At 74.0% G+C, this 14,552-nt stretch carries 15 protein-coding genes; 7 read left to right on the forward strand and 8 right to left on the reverse strand.

The window, feature by feature from the left end:
* Nucleotides 1-61: 61 nt before the first annotated feature.
* Nucleotides 62-568, forward strand: coding sequence for an NUDIX domain-containing protein (locus ACIO3O_RS34130; protein WP_401752698.1), 507 nt, complete (start codon nucleotides 62-64; stop codon nucleotides 566-568).
* A 180-nt stretch (nucleotides 569-748) separates the two neighbouring features.
* On the opposite strand, the gene ACIO3O_RS34135 is transcribed toward ACIO3O_RS34130, so the two are convergent.
* Nucleotides 749-1,942 carry an MFS transporter gene (locus ACIO3O_RS34135; protein WP_401752700.1) on the reverse strand — a complete coding sequence of 398 codons (1,194 nt, stop codon included), beginning with the start codon at nucleotides 1,940-1,942 and terminating at the stop codon, nucleotides 749-751.
* An 89-nt stretch (nucleotides 1,943-2,031) separates the two neighbouring features.
* On the opposite strand from ACIO3O_RS34135, the gene ACIO3O_RS34140 reads away from it, so the two are divergent.
* Genes ACIO3O_RS34140 through ACIO3O_RS34150 form a run of 3 tightly spaced genes read left to right on the forward strand, consistent with a single transcriptional unit; the run spans nucleotide 2,032 to nucleotide 4,168 of the window.
* Complete coding sequence (locus ACIO3O_RS34140) at nucleotides 2,032-3,012, forward strand: transcriptional regulator (protein WP_401752701.1); 981 nt, start codon at nucleotides 2,032-2,034, stop codon at nucleotides 3,010-3,012.
* Entirely contained in the window at nucleotides 3,009-3,455 is a 447-nt protein-coding gene (locus ACIO3O_RS34145) for a hypothetical protein (RefSeq protein WP_401752703.1), read from the forward strand. The genes ACIO3O_RS34140 and ACIO3O_RS34145 overlap by 4 nt, the downstream gene beginning before the upstream one ends.
* Entirely contained in the window at nucleotides 3,452-4,168 is a 717-nt protein-coding gene (locus tag ACIO3O_RS34150) for an SIR2 family NAD-dependent protein deacylase (protein ID WP_401752704.1), read from the forward strand. The genes ACIO3O_RS34145 and ACIO3O_RS34150 overlap by 4 nt, the downstream gene beginning before the upstream one ends.
* Before the next feature lie 30 nt (nucleotides 4,169-4,198).
* Here ACIO3O_RS34150 and ACIO3O_RS34155 read toward each other — a convergent pair whose 3' ends face one another.
* The 4 genes from ACIO3O_RS34155 to ACIO3O_RS34170 all read right to left on the reverse strand — a co-directional run bounded on the left by ACIO3O_RS34155 (nucleotide 4,199) and on the right by ACIO3O_RS34170 (nucleotide 7,925).
* Complete coding sequence (locus ACIO3O_RS34155; protein ID WP_401752706.1) at nucleotides 4,199-4,699, reverse strand: methylated-DNA--[protein]-cysteine S-methyltransferase; 501 nt, start codon at nucleotides 4,697-4,699, stop codon at nucleotides 4,199-4,201.
* Between the two features lie 6 nt (nucleotides 4,700-4,705).
* Nucleotides 4,706-6,187 carry an AlkA N-terminal domain-containing protein gene (locus ACIO3O_RS34160; RefSeq protein WP_401752895.1) on the reverse strand — a complete coding sequence of 494 codons (1,482 nt, stop codon included), beginning with the start codon at nucleotides 6,185-6,187 and terminating at the stop codon, nucleotides 4,706-4,708.
* Between the two features lie 100 nt (nucleotides 6,188-6,287).
* Entirely contained in the window at nucleotides 6,288-6,839 is a 552-nt protein-coding gene (locus ACIO3O_RS34165; RefSeq protein ID WP_401752708.1) for an O-acetyl-ADP-ribose deacetylase, read from the reverse strand.
* A 246-nt stretch (nucleotides 6,840-7,085) separates the two neighbouring features.
* Entirely contained in the window at nucleotides 7,086-7,925 is an 840-nt protein-coding gene (locus ACIO3O_RS34170; protein ID WP_401752710.1) for an inositol monophosphatase family protein, read from the reverse strand.
* 236 nt (nucleotides 7,926-8,161) lie between these two features.
* On the opposite strand from ACIO3O_RS34170, the gene ACIO3O_RS34175 reads away from it, so the two are divergent.
* A complete protein-coding gene (locus ACIO3O_RS34175) occupies nucleotides 8,162-9,232 on the forward strand; it encodes a biotin/lipoate A/B protein ligase family protein (RefSeq protein WP_401752711.1) in 1,071 nt (356 codons plus the stop codon).
* A gap of 549 nt (nucleotides 9,233-9,781) precedes the next feature.
* On the opposite strand, the gene ACIO3O_RS34180 is transcribed toward ACIO3O_RS34175, so the two are convergent.
* The gene (locus tag ACIO3O_RS34180) at nucleotides 9,782-10,561 is read right to left on the reverse strand and encodes a nucleotidyltransferase domain-containing protein (RefSeq protein WP_401752896.1); all 780 of its coding nucleotides are present in this window, start codon (nucleotides 10,559-10,561) and stop codon (nucleotides 9,782-9,784) included.
* Between the two features lie 105 nt (nucleotides 10,562-10,666).
* Between ACIO3O_RS34180 and ACIO3O_RS34185 the strand changes: the two genes are divergently transcribed.
* Nucleotides 10,667-12,091 carry a phytoene desaturase family protein gene (locus tag ACIO3O_RS34185; RefSeq protein WP_401752712.1) on the forward strand — a complete coding sequence of 475 codons (1,425 nt, stop codon included), beginning with the start codon at nucleotides 10,667-10,669 and terminating at the stop codon, nucleotides 12,089-12,091.
* Between the two features lie 64 nt (nucleotides 12,092-12,155).
* Nucleotides 12,156-12,659 (forward strand): SRPBCC domain-containing protein, encoded by a 504-nt coding sequence (locus ACIO3O_RS34190; RefSeq protein ID WP_401752714.1) that lies wholly within the window; start codon nucleotides 12,156-12,158, stop codon nucleotides 12,657-12,659.
* 22 nt (nucleotides 12,660-12,681) lie between these two features.
* Here ACIO3O_RS34190 and ACIO3O_RS34195 read toward each other — a convergent pair whose 3' ends face one another.
* Entirely contained in the window at nucleotides 12,682-13,341 is a 660-nt protein-coding gene (locus ACIO3O_RS34195) for a response regulator (protein WP_401752716.1), read from the reverse strand.
* On the reverse strand, nucleotides 13,338-14,531 hold the full coding sequence (locus ACIO3O_RS34200) for a sensor histidine kinase (protein WP_401752717.1): 1,194 nt from the start codon (nucleotides 14,529-14,531) through the stop codon (nucleotides 13,338-13,340). Before ACIO3O_RS34200 ends, ACIO3O_RS34195 begins: the two co-directional genes overlap by 4 nt.
* Nucleotides 14,532-14,552: the final 21 nt, after the last annotated feature.

Here is a 14,552-nt window from a genome sequence, read left to right on the forward strand (position 1 = left end):
TTTCGGGCGCCCCCGGTGCGATCGCGAGCGAGCGTACAAGGCGGATTTGTAGGGTGGGCGGGTGACCCAGGGAACCCAGCACATCCAGGACTACGCCACGTACATCGCCTCGCTGCCCCGCGTCCTCGCCGGGGCCGCCGTGCTCTTCCGGGACGAGGAGGGCCGGGTGCTGATGGTCGAGCCGAACTACCGGGAGGGGTGGGCGCTGCCGGGCGGCACGGTCGAGTCGGACACCGGTGAGTCGCCCCGCGAGGGGGCCCGGCGCGAGACCCTGGAGGAGATCGGCCTGGACGTCGAACCGGGCCGACTCCTCGCCGTGGACTGGGTGGTGGGGCCGGGACGGCCGCCGATCGTGGCGTACCTGTACGACGGCGGGGTGCTGGACGCCGGGCAGCTGGCGGCCATCCGCCTCCAGGAGGAGGAGCTGGTCTCCTGGCGGCTGGTCCCGGTCGACGAGATCCCCACCCACGCCCTGAACCACCTCTGCGGCCGCATCCTCGCCGCCCTGGCCGCCGCCGCGGACGGCACGGGCGCCGTAGAACTGGAGAACGGCCGCAGGGTGGGATAGGAGCCTGCGCGACGGGCCGACATGCCGCCCGAAGGGCAGGCATGCAGGGGCGCGGGGAACTATGCGACCAGCCACCCACGCACCCGCACGGACCCGTTCACGGCCCCGCAGGGTTACGGGAAGGGGCGGGGAGGGGAGAAACCCACCCCGCTCCCGGCCCCGGATCCAACGAGGCCCGCCTCAAACACGCCCCTCTGCCCGAGCAGGCACCACCCCGCCCCCCGCGGCAGCCCCCCGCTCCAACACCACCGTGACCACCACGGATACCCCCGCCATCACCCCCATCGCCACCCCCACGGACACCACCTGCGCCAAAGCCCCCGCCAGCGCCGCCCCCACCCCCTGCATCGCCAGCATCCCCGACCCGTGCAGCCCCAGCGCGTGCCCGCTCAACTCGTCCGGTGTCAGCGTCAACAGCCGCTCCTGGAGCAGCAAGGTCGCCGCGAAGCCGATCGAGGCGACAAAGACCACCCCCACCGCAACCCCCAGCGGCGGCCGCAGGAAGAAGACCAGATACGGCGCCGCGAGCAGCAGCCGCAGCGCGGGCCCGCCCCTCGCCCGCCACCGGGCCGGGACGAACCGTCCCACCAGCGTGTCCCCCACCAGCATCCCCCCGGCCGCGCTCGCGAACAGCAGCCCCGCGTAAGCCGGTTCGTACGGGACGTACAGCGACTCGCACCCCACGATCAGCCCGTTCGGCACGCACAGCATCAGGTACACGGAGCGGCGCGGCTTCGACGACCACAGGACCCCGTTGGTGCGCCACGTCGCGGAGATCGACGCCCGTCCCTGGGCCCGCGCGGGCCTGCGGCTCAGTCCGCAGCGTGCGACGGCCGCCGCCACGAGGTACATCCCGGCCCCCACCAGCAGCGTGACGCGCGGCGACAGGAGGGTGACCAGCAGGCCGCCGGTGGCGAAGCCGAGGATCTGGGTGGCCCCGTTGGACATGTTGATCACCGAGCGGCCGATCAGGAAGCCGCCCTTCGGCAGGATCTCCTGGAGGAGCCCGTACGTCACTCCCCCGCCGAGCGAGGCGAACATGCCCAGCACCAGCAGGACCGCGAAGGAGACGCCCACCGGCAGCCCCGGTATCGCCTGCACCGCCGCTGCCGCCGCGAACAGCAGCCAGAGGCCGGTGATCGCGGCGCGCGGCGGGATGCGGTCGGCGGCGCTCAACAGGGTGGAGGCGCCGACGAGTTGGGCGAGGGACGGGCCGAACATGGCGAGCGAGGACAGGAGCGGGGAGCCCGTGTCGGCGTAGATGAGGACGCCGAGGGCCAGACCCGTCACGGTCTGTGCCGCCGACCTCACGGAGGCGACCAGGAACAGTGGAGTGAATTCCGGCTGGCGGAACAGTTCGCGGTAAGTGCGCATGGGGGGAGTCTGGGAGGGCCCGTGCGGTCGGCGTAATGTTTCGCGGAGACGCGAAAGGTCGCGGACTGGGGCGGTCGACGGGGGTGCGCATGGGCTGGTGGCAGGTGGACGCGGACACGCTCGCGCGCGGGCGGTTCGTGGTGTCCCCGCTCAGCGAGACCATTTCGAGCCTGAAGCTGCTCCAGCGGCACGCCCCCGCCGCCCACCCCGGCGAGCGGGCCTGGCTGGCCGAGCACCTGCCCGCCTTCCAGGGGATGGTCCGGGCCGATCCGCTCACCCCGCTCCTCCTGGAGGCCGCGTTCCGCCCGCTGTGGAACGCGGACTTCATCACCCCGACGCCTTCCGCCGAGGGCGGGCAGACCTTCGAGGAGGAGCTGGCGGTCATGCGGGCGACGACGCCCGCCCAGGTGCACGACGACCTCACGGTCGCGCTGGGCGGCCCGCCGCCGCCCGCCCTGTGCCGCCCGGACCTCGCGGACCGTGCCGCCGACCTCGTCGCGTGGGTGTGGCAGCGGACCGTACTTCCCCAATGGCCGGTGCGCAGGCGGGTGTTGGAGGCGGACATCGTGGCGCGGACGGCGCAGTTGAGCCGGGGCGGCTGGGCGGCGGCGCTGGAGGACATGCGGCCGGGGATGCGCTGGCTGGGCGGCGACCGGTTGCAGATCAACACGCATGAGCACGCGCCGCGCCAGACCTCGGGGGCGCGGCTGCTGTTCGTCCCGGTCAGCTTCGACACGAGTTGGGTGTCGTGGGCGGGCGGGCACCGGTACGCGGTGGTCTACCCGTGCGCGGGCGCGCTCGCCGAGCCGGGGCTCCCCCCGGCCCCGGAGGCGCTGGCGGCCCTGCTGGGGCGGGGCCGCGCCTCCGTGCTCGTACTCCTGGACGCACCGCGCAGCACCACGCACCTGGTGGCGTTGACGGGGTTGCCGCTGGGGTCGGTGGGACGGCATCTGAAGGTGCTGCTGGACGCGCGGCTGGTGCGGCGTCGGCGGGCGGGGCGTTCCGTGCTGTACTACCGGACGGGGGCGGGGGACGTCCTGGTGAACTCGCAGAGCGGGGAGGCCGTGTGAGGGGTCGTCAGGTGTGGCGCGGGGGCGTCGTCCTCGGATACGTCGTCGGCTTGTCCATCGGTACGATCACCCACCTCACGGACCTGTTCGTGCACGGTCTGCGGCCGCACGAGGTGTTCGCCCCGTACTGGCTGGACCTGTACTGGACCTCGCTGACCCTGTTCGACCCGCTGGCCCTGGCGCTGGTCGTCCGGGGGGCGGTGCGCGGGCGGAGCGCGGCCGGGGTGTGGCTGACGTGTGCGGTGATGGCGACGGACCTCGTGGCGAACGCGTACGCCGTGTACGGGCCGCTGCACAGCCGGGTGCAGGACGCGCCCGGGCTGCAACGGCTGCTGCTGTTCGGGCTGTTCGTGGCGGTGACCGCGCCGTGGCTGGCGCGGGAGTCGCGGCGGCACAATTGCGGTGGCGTCGGGCGGGAGCCCGCGCATAGCCTCCGGCCATGACTCTTGTGGCGATCTTCAGCGGGGCCGGTATTTCCACGGATTCCGGCATCCCCGACTACCGGGGCCCCAACGGCCTGTGGCGGCGCGATCCGGACGCCGAGAAGCTCGTCACGTACAGCCACTACATGACCGACCCCGAGATCCGCCGCAGGTCGTGGCTGATGCGGCGGGAGCAGGCGACGTGGAACCCGGCGCCGAACGCGGCGCACCGGGCGGTCGCCGAGCTGGACGGGCGCGACGGGTTCGCGGTGCGGGTGCTCACGCAGAACGTGGACGGGCTGCACCAGCTCGGCGGCATGCCGGACCGCAAGGTGCTCGAACTGCACGGCACCGCACGGGCGGTGGTGTGCACCGGGTGCGGTGCGCGGTCCTCGATGGACGAGGCCCTGGAGCGGGTGGACGCGGGCGAGACGGACCCGGCGTGCCGGGCGTGCGCGGGCATCCTGAAGGCGGCGACCGTGATGTTCGGGCAGGTGCTGGACCAGGAGGTGCTGGGTTACGCGATGTCGGTGGCGAAGGCGTGCGAGGTGTTCGTCGCGGTCGGCTCCACGCTCCAGGTGCAGCCCGCGGCGTCGCTCGCCGGGATGGCGGCGGAGCACGGGGCGCGGCTGATCGTGGTGAACGCGGAGCCGACGCCGTACGACCCGCTCGCCGACGACGTGATCCGGGAGCCGATCGGGACGGCGCTGCCGAAGCTGCTGGCCGGGCTCTAGCAGGAGGCGGCCGGCCGGGCTCTGGAACCTCTAGAACAGGGCGGCTTCGGCCGGGGCGCCGCTCTCGAGGGCGAGGAGGCGCTGCTTGCGGTCGAGGCCGCCGCCGTAGCCGGTGAGGTTGCCGGTGGAGCCGATGACGCGGTGGCAGGGGACGATGATGCCGACCGGGTTCTTGCCGTTGGCGAGCCCGACAGCACGGGAGGCTCCCATGTTGCCCATCTGCTGGGCGAGTTGACCGTACGTCCGGGTCTCGCCGTACGGGATCTGCTGGAGCTGCTCCCACACGGCGCGCTGGAATGCGGTGCCGTGCAGGGCCAGCGGGACGGTGAACTCGGTCAACTCGCCCTGGAAGTAGGCGTCGAGCTGGGCGACGACCTCCGGGAAGGGTTCGGGGTCCCGGTCGCCGAAGGTCTCTTCGGCGGGGCGGTGGCGCTGGCCGACCATGTAGAGGCCGGACAGGACGCCGTCGGTGGCGACGAGGGTGAGCGGACCGTACGGGCTGTCGACGACGGTGTGCTGCTGGTGCGGCATCGCTGATCAACTCTCTTGCTTCGGGAGGTGGTTGATGGGGTGCGCGTCGGTCGCCCACAGGTACTGGACGGCGTACGCGCGCCAGGGGCGCCAGGCGGCGGCGCGGGCGGTGAGGGCGGCCGGGGTGTGCGGGAGGCCGAGGCTCTGGGCGGACTTCTTGACGCCGAGGTCGGAGGGGAGGAAGGCGTCCGGGTCGCCGAGCGCGCGCATCGCGATGACCTCGGTGGTCCAGGGGCCGAAGCCGGGCAGGGCCAGGAGCTGGGCGCGGGCGGCGTCCCAGTCGGTGTCGACGCCCAGCTTGATCGTGCCGTCGGCGAGGGCGGCGACCAGGGTGGTGAGGGTGGCACGGCGGCTGCGCGGCAGGGCGAGCGTCTCCGGGTCGAGCCCGGCGAGCGCGGCGGGGCTCGGGAAGAGGTGGGTGAGCCCGCCCTCGGGGTCCTCGATCGGGGTGCCGTGCGCGGCAACCAGACGGGCGGCGTGGGTGCGGGCGGCGGCCGTCGACACCTGCTGGCCGAGGACGGCTCGTACCGCGAACTCGTCCGCGTCGGTGGTACGGGGCACCCGTCGCCCGGGGGCCCGGTCCACCAGGGGGGCGAGCAGCGGGTCGGCGCTCAGCCGCCCGTCGACGGCGACCGGGTCGGCGTCGAGGTCGAGCAGCCAGCGGCAGCGGCTGATGGCGTGGGTGAGGTCGCGCAGGTCGGTGAGGGAGAGTCGGCAGTCGATGTGGTCGGGGCGCGGGGAGAGTGCCACGATGCCGTGCCCGTACGGGAGGTGGAGGGTGCGGCGGTAGGCGCCGTCGCGCCACTCCTCGACGCCGGGGACGGCGGTGGCGGCGAGGTGGCCGAAGAGGTTGTCGGGGTTGAGGGGAGCCCGGAAGGGGAGCCGGAGGGCTATCACGCCGGGGGTCTGCGGGCCGCCCCGGCCCTTCTTGCGGCGTTCGCGCAGCTCGCTCGGGGCGAGGCCGAAGACCTCGCGGACGGTGTCGTTGAAGGTGCGCACCGAGGAGAACCCGGCGGCGAAGGCGATGTCCGCCATGGGCAGCGGGGTCGTCTCGATGAGGAGCCGGGCGGTCTGGGCGCGCTGGGCGCGGGCCAGGGCGAGGGGGCCCGCGCCCAGCTCTGCGCGGAGCTGGCGCTCGACCTGCCGGGTGGAGTAGCCGAGCCGGGCGGCGAGCCCCGGCACGCCCTCGCGGTCGACGACGCCGTCGCGGATGAGCCGCATGGCGCGGGCGACGGCGTCGGCGCGGGCGTTCCACTCGGGGGAGCCGGGGCTGGTGTCGGGGCGGCACCGCTTGCAGGCCCGGAACCCGGCCTGCTGGCAGGCGGCCGCGCTCGGGTAGAACGTCATGTTCTGCGGCTTGGGCGGGACGACCGGGCAGCTGGGGCGGCAGTAGATGCGGGTGGTGGTGACGGCCGTGAACACCCAGCCGTCGAAGCGCGCGTCCTTGGACTGCACGGCGCGGACACAGCGGTCGGTGTCGGTGTGCATGGCACGGATACCGGTGTGCGGCGCGGCGTCGGTGGGTGGCGTGGGCGTCATGGATCCAGCATCGGGCACCGGGGGTGCGGCGGCTGGCGGAAAAGCGACATCACGGTGCGGCGACCAGGGCCTGCTCGAAGTGCGCGAACGCGGCGTCGTCGAACAGGACGAACCGGATGTCGAGCAGGGGCTCGCGCGCGGCCTCGCGGACGGTGCGCACGGCGAGCCGGGCGCCGTCGGAGAGCGGCCAGCGGTAGACGCCGGTGGAGATCGCCGGGAAGGCGATGCTGTGCGCGCCCAGCTCGCCCGCCAGGCGCAGGGACTCCCGGTAGCAGGAGGCGAGCAGCTCGGACTGGGCGCGGTCGGCGTCGCCGGTGAGCTGGGGCTGGTGGACGGGGCCGACGGTGTGCACGACGTACTGGGCGTGCAGGTTCCCGGCGGTGGTGACCACGGCCCGCCCGGTGGGCAGTCCACGGCCGTAGTGGGACGCGCGGAGCTTGCGGCAGTCGGCGAGGATGGCGGGCCCGCCGCGGCGGTGAATGGCACCGTCGACGCCTCCGCCGCCGAGGAGGGTGGAGTTGGCGGCATTGACGATGACGTCGGCGTGCTGGTCGGTGATGTCACCGCGGACGAGGGTGATGTTCGGCGCAGGATTTGCCATGCGCGTATTCTCCCCCCGGTGGTGACGGCTGCCCCTGACGGGGCTACGCCCCTCACCCCCGGCCCGGGCCGCGCCCGCGCGCCCGCGCGTCCTCGCCGGACGGGCCGAGATGCCTGGTGCGCCGCTGATGTGCCGCCCGAAGGGCAGGCATTCAGGGGCGCGGGGAACTGCGCGACCAGCCACGACGCACCCGCACGGAACCGTGCAACAGCCCCGCACCCCGCACCGGGCACCCCGCCAGACCCCCTACTCCCCCGCCAAAAGCCCCCGCACCCGCTCCACCACCCCCACATCCCTCCCCACCGCGAACGGCAGCGCGTTGCCTCCCCCGATCCTGTACCGCTCCCCCGCCCGCGTCCGGTCCGTACCCCCCGCCTCCTCCACCAGCAGCAGCCCCGCCGCATGGTCCCAGGCCAGCTCCCACGAGAAGGCGACCGCGTCCAACTCGCCCCGGGCGACGGCCAGATACTCCAGCCCCGCCGACCCGCACGCCCGTGTCTCCACCCCCGGCACCGCCAGGCGCAGCAGCGCGTGCTTCTCCTGCGGGGTCGTGTAGTCGGGGTTCGAGATCGCGACCCGCAGCGGAGCCCCCGCCTGCGGCGAGCCCGCGTGCAGGGGGCGGCCGTTCAGGGTCGCGCCCCGGCCCCGTACCGCGACCGCCATCTCCTCCCGCGCCGGGGCGAACGTCCACGACGCCAGGAGTTCGCCGCCGCGCGCCAGCGCCACCAGCGTGCAGAAGCCCGCATCCCCGTCCACGAACTGCCGTGTCCCGTCCACCGGGTCGACGATCCAGACGGGTGCGTCGCCCCGTATCGCCTCGTAGGCCGCCGGGTCGGCGTGGACGGCTTCCTCGCCGACCACCACCGAGCCGGGCAGCAGCCGGGTCAGGGCTGCCGTGAGGTGTTCCTCCGCGCCCCGGTCCGCGACCGTCACCAGGTCGTACGGACCCTTCTTCTCCACCACCTCGTGCGTGGCGAGGCGACGGAAGTGCGGCATGATCTCGGCTGCGGCCGCCGCACGGACGGCCGCCTCCACGGCGGCGACGAACTGATCGTCGATCCGGTCTTCGAGCTGGTCATCGATCATGCCGTCCAGCAAAGCACGCCCCACTGACAGTCCGGCAGGCGCAGGTGCGACGAGGGCGGGCGCAACCGGGTGTGCTGCGGATGTGTCCGATGCTGGAGGGCCCGGGGCCCCGTTTTCCGCCCCGTTTCCAGACGACGACCTGGAATGGGAGGAATGTCCGGGCGCGGGATAGCGTTGTCGCAGGCCGGACGGCTGGACGGCCGGGTGGTCGGGTGGAGCAATGGAGGCGGAAGACAGTGCACGGTGAGTACAAGGTCCCCGGCGGCAAGCTGGTCGTCGTCGACCTCGACACGGAGGCGGACGGACGCGGCGGCGAGGTACTGCGCAACGTGCGGGTCGCCGGTGACTTCTTCCTGGAGCCCGACGAGGCCATCGTCGCCATCAACGGTGCGCTGGAGGGCGCTCCGGCCGACACGGACGCCGCCGGGCTGGCCGCCCGTGTCGAGGCGTCGCTGCCCGAGGGGACGGTGATGTTCGGCCTCAGCTCCGAGGGGATCGCCGTCGCCGTGCGCCGCGCCCTCGCGCACGCCACGGACTGGACCGACTACGACTGGCAGCTCATCCACGAGGCCCCGCAGTCGCCCGCCCTGCACATGGCGCTCGACGAGGTCATCACCGCCGAGGTCGCCGCCGGGCGACGGCCGCCGACGCTGCGGGTGTGGGAGTGGGGTGCGCCCGCCGTCGTCATCGGCAGTTTCCAGTCGCTGCGCAACGAGGTCGACCCGGAGGGGGCCGAGCGGCACGGGATTCAGGTGGTGCGGCGGATCAGCGGTGGCGGGGCGATGTTCATCGAGCCGGGCAACACCATCACGTACTCGCTGTCCGTGCCCAATGCCCTCGTGCAGGGGCTCTCCTTCGCGGACAGTTACGCGTACTTGGACGACTGGGTGCTGGGCGCGCTCGCCGACATGGGCGTCAAGGCCTGGTACCAGCCGCTGAACGACATCGCCACGGACGCCGGGAAGATCGCGGGCGCGGCGCAGAAGCGGATGGTCGCCGATGAGGGCGCGGTGCTGCACCACGTGACGATGGCGTACGACATCGACGCGGACAAGATGATGGAGGTGCTGCGGATCGGCAAGGAGAAGCTGTCCGACAAGGGCACCAAGAGCGCGAAGAAGCGGGTGGATCCGCTGCGGCGGCAGACGGGGCTGGCGCGGGAGGCGGTCATTGAGCGGATGATCGCGTCGTTCCGGGGGCGGTACGGGTTGGAGCGGGGGGTGGTGTCTGCGGCGGAGATGGCCCGGGCGCGGGCCCTCGCGGAATCCAAGTTCGCCGCCCCCGAGTGGACGGCCCGCGTTCCCTAACCCTCCCGGCCCGGCACCCCTCCGGGGCCAAGCTCCGTCCCCCTTTCGCGTAGCCCCCTTGGGCGGCGAGACCTCCCTCCCCCTCCCCCTCCCCCTCCTCCCCTAGCCCCCTTGGGCGGCGGGGCCGCCCAAGGGGGCGGAACGGGCGGGCAAGGGGGCGGCCCCTCCCGCTCCCGGCCCAGCCCGGTGCCGCCCGTGCCCAAGCCCTCGTGCCGGGTGCACGTCACCGCCAGGGCCCCGGCCCGCCTCCCGGTGCCGGGCATGCGCAGCCTTGCCCCGCCGGGGCAAGGGGTCCCCAGCCCCGCCCCTTCACCTAAACCCGCGGGGGCATGCACGGTCCCCGTGCGGGTGAGTGGGTGGCTGGTCGCGCAGTTCCCCGCGCCCCTGACGGGGCACGGCTTGGCGGCGGCGAGCCGGCTGGTCGCGCCCGCGCGGCGGAGCCGCACATCGATACAGCCCCGCGCCCCTGACGGGGCACGGCTCGGCGGCGGCGAGCCGTCGGGTCGCGCCCGCGCGGCGGAGCCGCAGATCGGGTACAGCCCCGCGCGGCTAACGGGCGCCCAGCCCGGCCCGCACCTCGCCCACCAAGACCCCCGCCGCCTCGACCGCCCCCTCGTCGAGGCTCCGCAGGCACTGCGCCACCCGTTCCTCGAAGTCATCCGGCGCGGAGGGGAGTTGGGCCGCCGTGCGCAGCGCGCCCTTCTCGTTGACGCACCACACGCCCGCATCCCCCAGCATCGCCTGCGCCAGCACGCCGAACGCCTTCGACAGGCACAGCGACACGTGCAGCGTGTCCCCGCCCCGCGCCGACTTCCGCGCGTTCGCCACCGAGAAGTCCGCCTCCCAGGCCGCCCCGGTCAGCGCCGTGCGCAGCGCCTGCGGGTACTGACCCGTCGTGGCCCGCAGCGCCCCCAGCTCGCCCGCGGGGTCCGCCAGCACCGTGCACAGCGCCACCTCCCCCGCGTACGTCGGCGACCAGAAGCCCAGCGGGTGGCCCGCCTGCATGCCCACCTCGTAGCGGCCCTCCCGGCAGTCCTGCCAGACCCGCTCGACCCGGTCCAGGTCCCGCAGCACCCAGTCGACGGACGTGCCGTCCACCGTGAGCCAGGCGCCGCCGTTGACCCACGGCCCCCAGCCGCCGGGCCCGGCCACCTCCACGGGTTCGCCGGTGTACTCGGCGGCGAGCGCGGCCAGGCCCGGTACGTCCAGCGAGCCGCGGTAGTACACGCCCAGGTCCCAGTCCGAGTCCGGGCGGTGGGCGCCCCGGGCCCGGCTGCCGCCGAGTGCCACGGCCTGCACTCCGGGGATGCCTGCGAGCCGTTCCGCCATGTCTGCAACGATCTTGTCCACGGAGCGGGACCCTACCCCCGCCGGGGTTGTCGGTGCGCGGGAATACTCTGGGGGCCCGGAGCACAGTGGCGTGAGGAGTCCGAGGTGTCGTCGATGCTTGACGCAGTCGTCGTGGGGGCGGGCCCCAATGGACTGACCGCCGCCGTGGAGCTGGCCCGTCGCGGCTTCTCGGTGGAGGTGTTCGAGGCCAAGGACACCGTCGGCGGCGGCGCCCGCACCGAGGAACTGACCCTGCCGGGCTTCCGCCACGACCCGTGCTCCGCCGTGCACCCGCTGGGCATCGGCTCACCGGCGTTCAACGCCATGCCGCTGGAGCGGTACGGGCTGGAGTGGCTGCACCCCGAGCTGCCGATGGCGCATCCCTGGGACGACGGCACGGCGGCCGTGCTGTCCCGGTCCGTCGCGGAGACGGCCGCCTCGTTCGGCCCCCGGGACGCGGGTGCGTACCGGCGCATGGTCGCCCCGTACCTCGGGAAGTGGGACAGCCTCGCCCGCGACTTCATGTCGCTGCCGCTCACCGCCCTGCCGCGCCACCCCGTCCGGCTGGCCCACTTCGGGCTCGACGGACTCCCGCCGTCCACCTGGCTGATGCGGCGCTTCCGCGACGAGAAGGCGAAGGCCCTGATCGCGGGGCTGGTGGCGCACGTCATCGCCCCGTTGAGCGGGTTCGCGACGAGCGCGATCGGGCTGCTCTTCGCCCTGGCGGCGCACGAGAACGGCTGGCCCGCCCCGCGCGGCGGCTCGCAGGCCATCCCGGACGCCCTCACCGCGTACCTGCGCGATCTCGGCGGCGTCGTGCACACCGGGTACGAGGTCAAGCGCCTCGACGACCTGCCCCCCGCCCGCGCGTACGTCTTCGACACCTCGCCGACCGCGCTGGCCCGGATCGCCCGCCTGGGCAACGCCTACCAGGGCTACCGCTACGGCGCCAGCGTCTTCAAGATCGACTACGCGCTCGAAGGACCGGTCCCGTGGACCGCCGAGGAGGCCCGCCGGGCCGGGACGGTGCAGGTCGGCCCCACCAAGGGCGAGATCGGCAAGGCTCTGAAGCAGGCGGCGGGCGGGACCGCCCCCGAGACCCCGTTCCTGATCACGGCCCAGCCGAGCGTCACCGACCCGACCCGCGCCCCCGAGGGCAAGCACGTCTTCTGGGCGTACGGTCACGTCCCGCACGCCTGGGAGGGCGACCTGACGGACGCCGTGGAGCGGCAGATCGAGCGTTTCGCCCCCGGCTTCCGCGACCTGGTCCTGGCCCGTGCCACGGCCGGCCCCCCGGAGCTGGTCGCGCACAACGCGAACTACGTGGGCGGCGACATCGCCTGCGGCGCGTTCGCGGGCCTCCAGGTGCTGATGCGGCCCAAGATGTCCCTCTTCCCGTACGCCACGAAGCACCCCGCGGTGTTCCTGTGCTCCTCGGCGACCCCGCCCGGCCCCGGCGTCCACGGCATGTCCGGCCACAACGCGGCGAAGGCCGTGTGGCGCCACCTGCGCGCGGTGGACCGGGGCTGAGGCCCGAAGCGCGCGGGATGTGCTCGGCGTGCACGCCCCCTCGGCCGCGCCGAGAATGGCGGTCATGGACTCCACCGGCCTCGACCGCACCGTCGCCTTCGACTGCATCGTGTACGTCAGGGCCTCCCCCGACCAGGTCTGGCAGGCCCTGACCGACCCCGCGCAGACCATCCGGTTCTGGGGCCTGACCCTGGCTTCGGACTGGCGGCCCGGCGCGCCCGTCGTCTGGCAGGGCATGGGCCTGGGCGACGCCGACCCGGACCAGGTGGTCCTCGCCGCCGAGCCCGGCCGCCGCCTCGCCTTCACCTGGCACACCTTCACGCCCGCCTTCGCCGAGGCCGTCGGCATGGACGAGGGCCTGCGCGCCCGCATCGCCGCCGAGCCGCGCTCGAAGGTGTCGTACGAGATCGAGCCCGCCGGACCGGAGGTGACCCGGCTGCGTCTGGTCCACGACGGCTTCGCACCCGGCAGCACCGTCCTCGCCATGATCCGCGAGGGCTGGCCCAGCGTGCTCTCCAGCCTCAAGTCCCTCCTGGAGACGGGCGAGCCGCTGCCCGAGCTCGAATAGCGCCTCTTGCGGGCCACGCCCTTCAGCCGCCGGGCCGCACCAGGCCCGACTCGTAGGCGTAGACGACCAGTTGGGCGCGGTCGCGGGCGCCCAGTTTCACCATGGCGCGGCTCACGTGGGTTTTGGCCGTGAGGGGGCTGATCACCATGTGGGCGGCGATCTCCTCGTTGCTGAGCCCGCGCGCGACCAGCGCCGTGACCTCGGCCTCCCGGCGGGTGAGGCCTTCGAAGCCGGGCGGGGTGTGGCGGTCCGGCGGGCGGGCGACGAACGCGGTGATCAGGCGCCGGGTCACCGAGGGCGAGAGCAGGGCGTCGCCCCGGCACGCGATGCGGATCGCCTGGAGGAGCTCGGCGGGTTCGGTGTCCTTGAGGAGGAAGCCGGCCGCCCCGGCGCGCAGGGCCTCGAAGACGTACTCGTCGAGGCCGTAGTTGGTGAGGATGACGACGTGCGTCGCCGCCAGGTCCGGGTCGGCGGCGATCTCGCGGGTCGCCTCGATGCCGGTCATGACGGGCATCTGCACGTCGACGAGGGCGACGTCCGGCCGGTGCCGCCGGGCCAGCTCGACACCTTCGCGGCCGTCGCACGCCTCCCCCACCACCTCGATGTCGTCCTCGGCCGCGAGCAGCGCCCGGAATCCGGCCCGCATGAGCGCCTGGTCGTCGACGATCAGTATGCGGATCACTCGGACTCCTTTGGGGGACAGGGGAGTTGGGCTCGTACGGCGAAGCCGCCCTCGGGGCGGGGGCCGGCCCGCAGCGTGCCGCCCAGCGCCGCCACCCGCTCCCGCATTCCGGTCAGGCCACGACCCTCGACCGGCGGCACCGGCACGTCCGCCTCCCCTTCGTTCTCCACGAGCACCTCCAACTCCGCTGCCCCGTATGTGAGTCGTACGGTCGTCCTGGCGCGGCCCGCGTGGCGCGCGACGTTCGTCAGGGCCTCCTGCACGATGCGGTACGCGGCCCGGTCGACGGCGTCGGGCAGGGGGCGCTCCTGCCCGCCGACGCTCACCGACGTGGCGAGACCGGCGGCGTCGGCGCGCTCCACCAGCTCGGGCAGACGGTCGAGTCCTGTGCCCGGCGGTACGACGTCGGTGCGCAGGACCTCCAGCGTGGCGCGGAGTTCGCGCATGGCCTCGCCGCTCGCCTCCTGGATGGCGAGCAGCGCCTCCGGCACCTCTTCGCCGCGCTTGTTCGCCAGGTGGACGGCGACGCCCGCCTGGAGCTTGACGATGGAGATGCTGTGGGTGAGGGAGTCGTGCAACTCCCGTGCGATGCGCAGCCGTTCCTCGCCCGCGCGGCGCAGGGCGGCTTCCTCGCGGGTGCGTTCGGCCTCGGCGGCGCGCTCCTCGGTCTGCCGGAGGTAGGCCTGCCAGTTCTTGTCGATGAGGCCGGTCACCCCTGCGCAGAGGAACCAGCCGTGCAGGAGGAGGGTCCGCTCCAGGCCGCTCTCGGACGGGCTCGCCGCGAAGAACCCGACGAGGAAGACCACGCCGAGTCCGCCGGCCGCCGCCCGATGGCCCTGGCGGGTCACCGCGTGCACTCCGGCGACGACGGGGAAGGCGGCGGAGGTGCCGGGCTGGGAGTGGACGACGTATCCGAGCATGCAGGCGGCGGTGAGGGCGAGAACGAGGACGGGTGCTCTGCGGTGGGCCGCGAGGGCGAGGGAGCCGGTGAGGACGAGGGCCAGGTCGAGGGCGTCGGGGCCGGGGGCCGGGCGGGCGAGCGCGGCGGCAAGGACGGCGACGCAGACGATGCAGGCGAGGACGGCGTCCCGGGCGGGGGCGGGCCAGTGGGCCGGGGCGGACCAGCGGGCGGGGGCGGGCCACCGGGCGGAGGCGGACCACCGGGCGGGGTGGTCCCATCTGCTGGTCATGACGCTGACTCCCTGCCCCTG

It is taken from the genome of Streptomyces sp. NPDC087440, assembly GCF_044744005.1.
Taxonomy (GTDB): domain Bacteria; phylum Actinomycetota; class Actinomycetes; order Streptomycetales; family Streptomycetaceae; genus Streptomyces.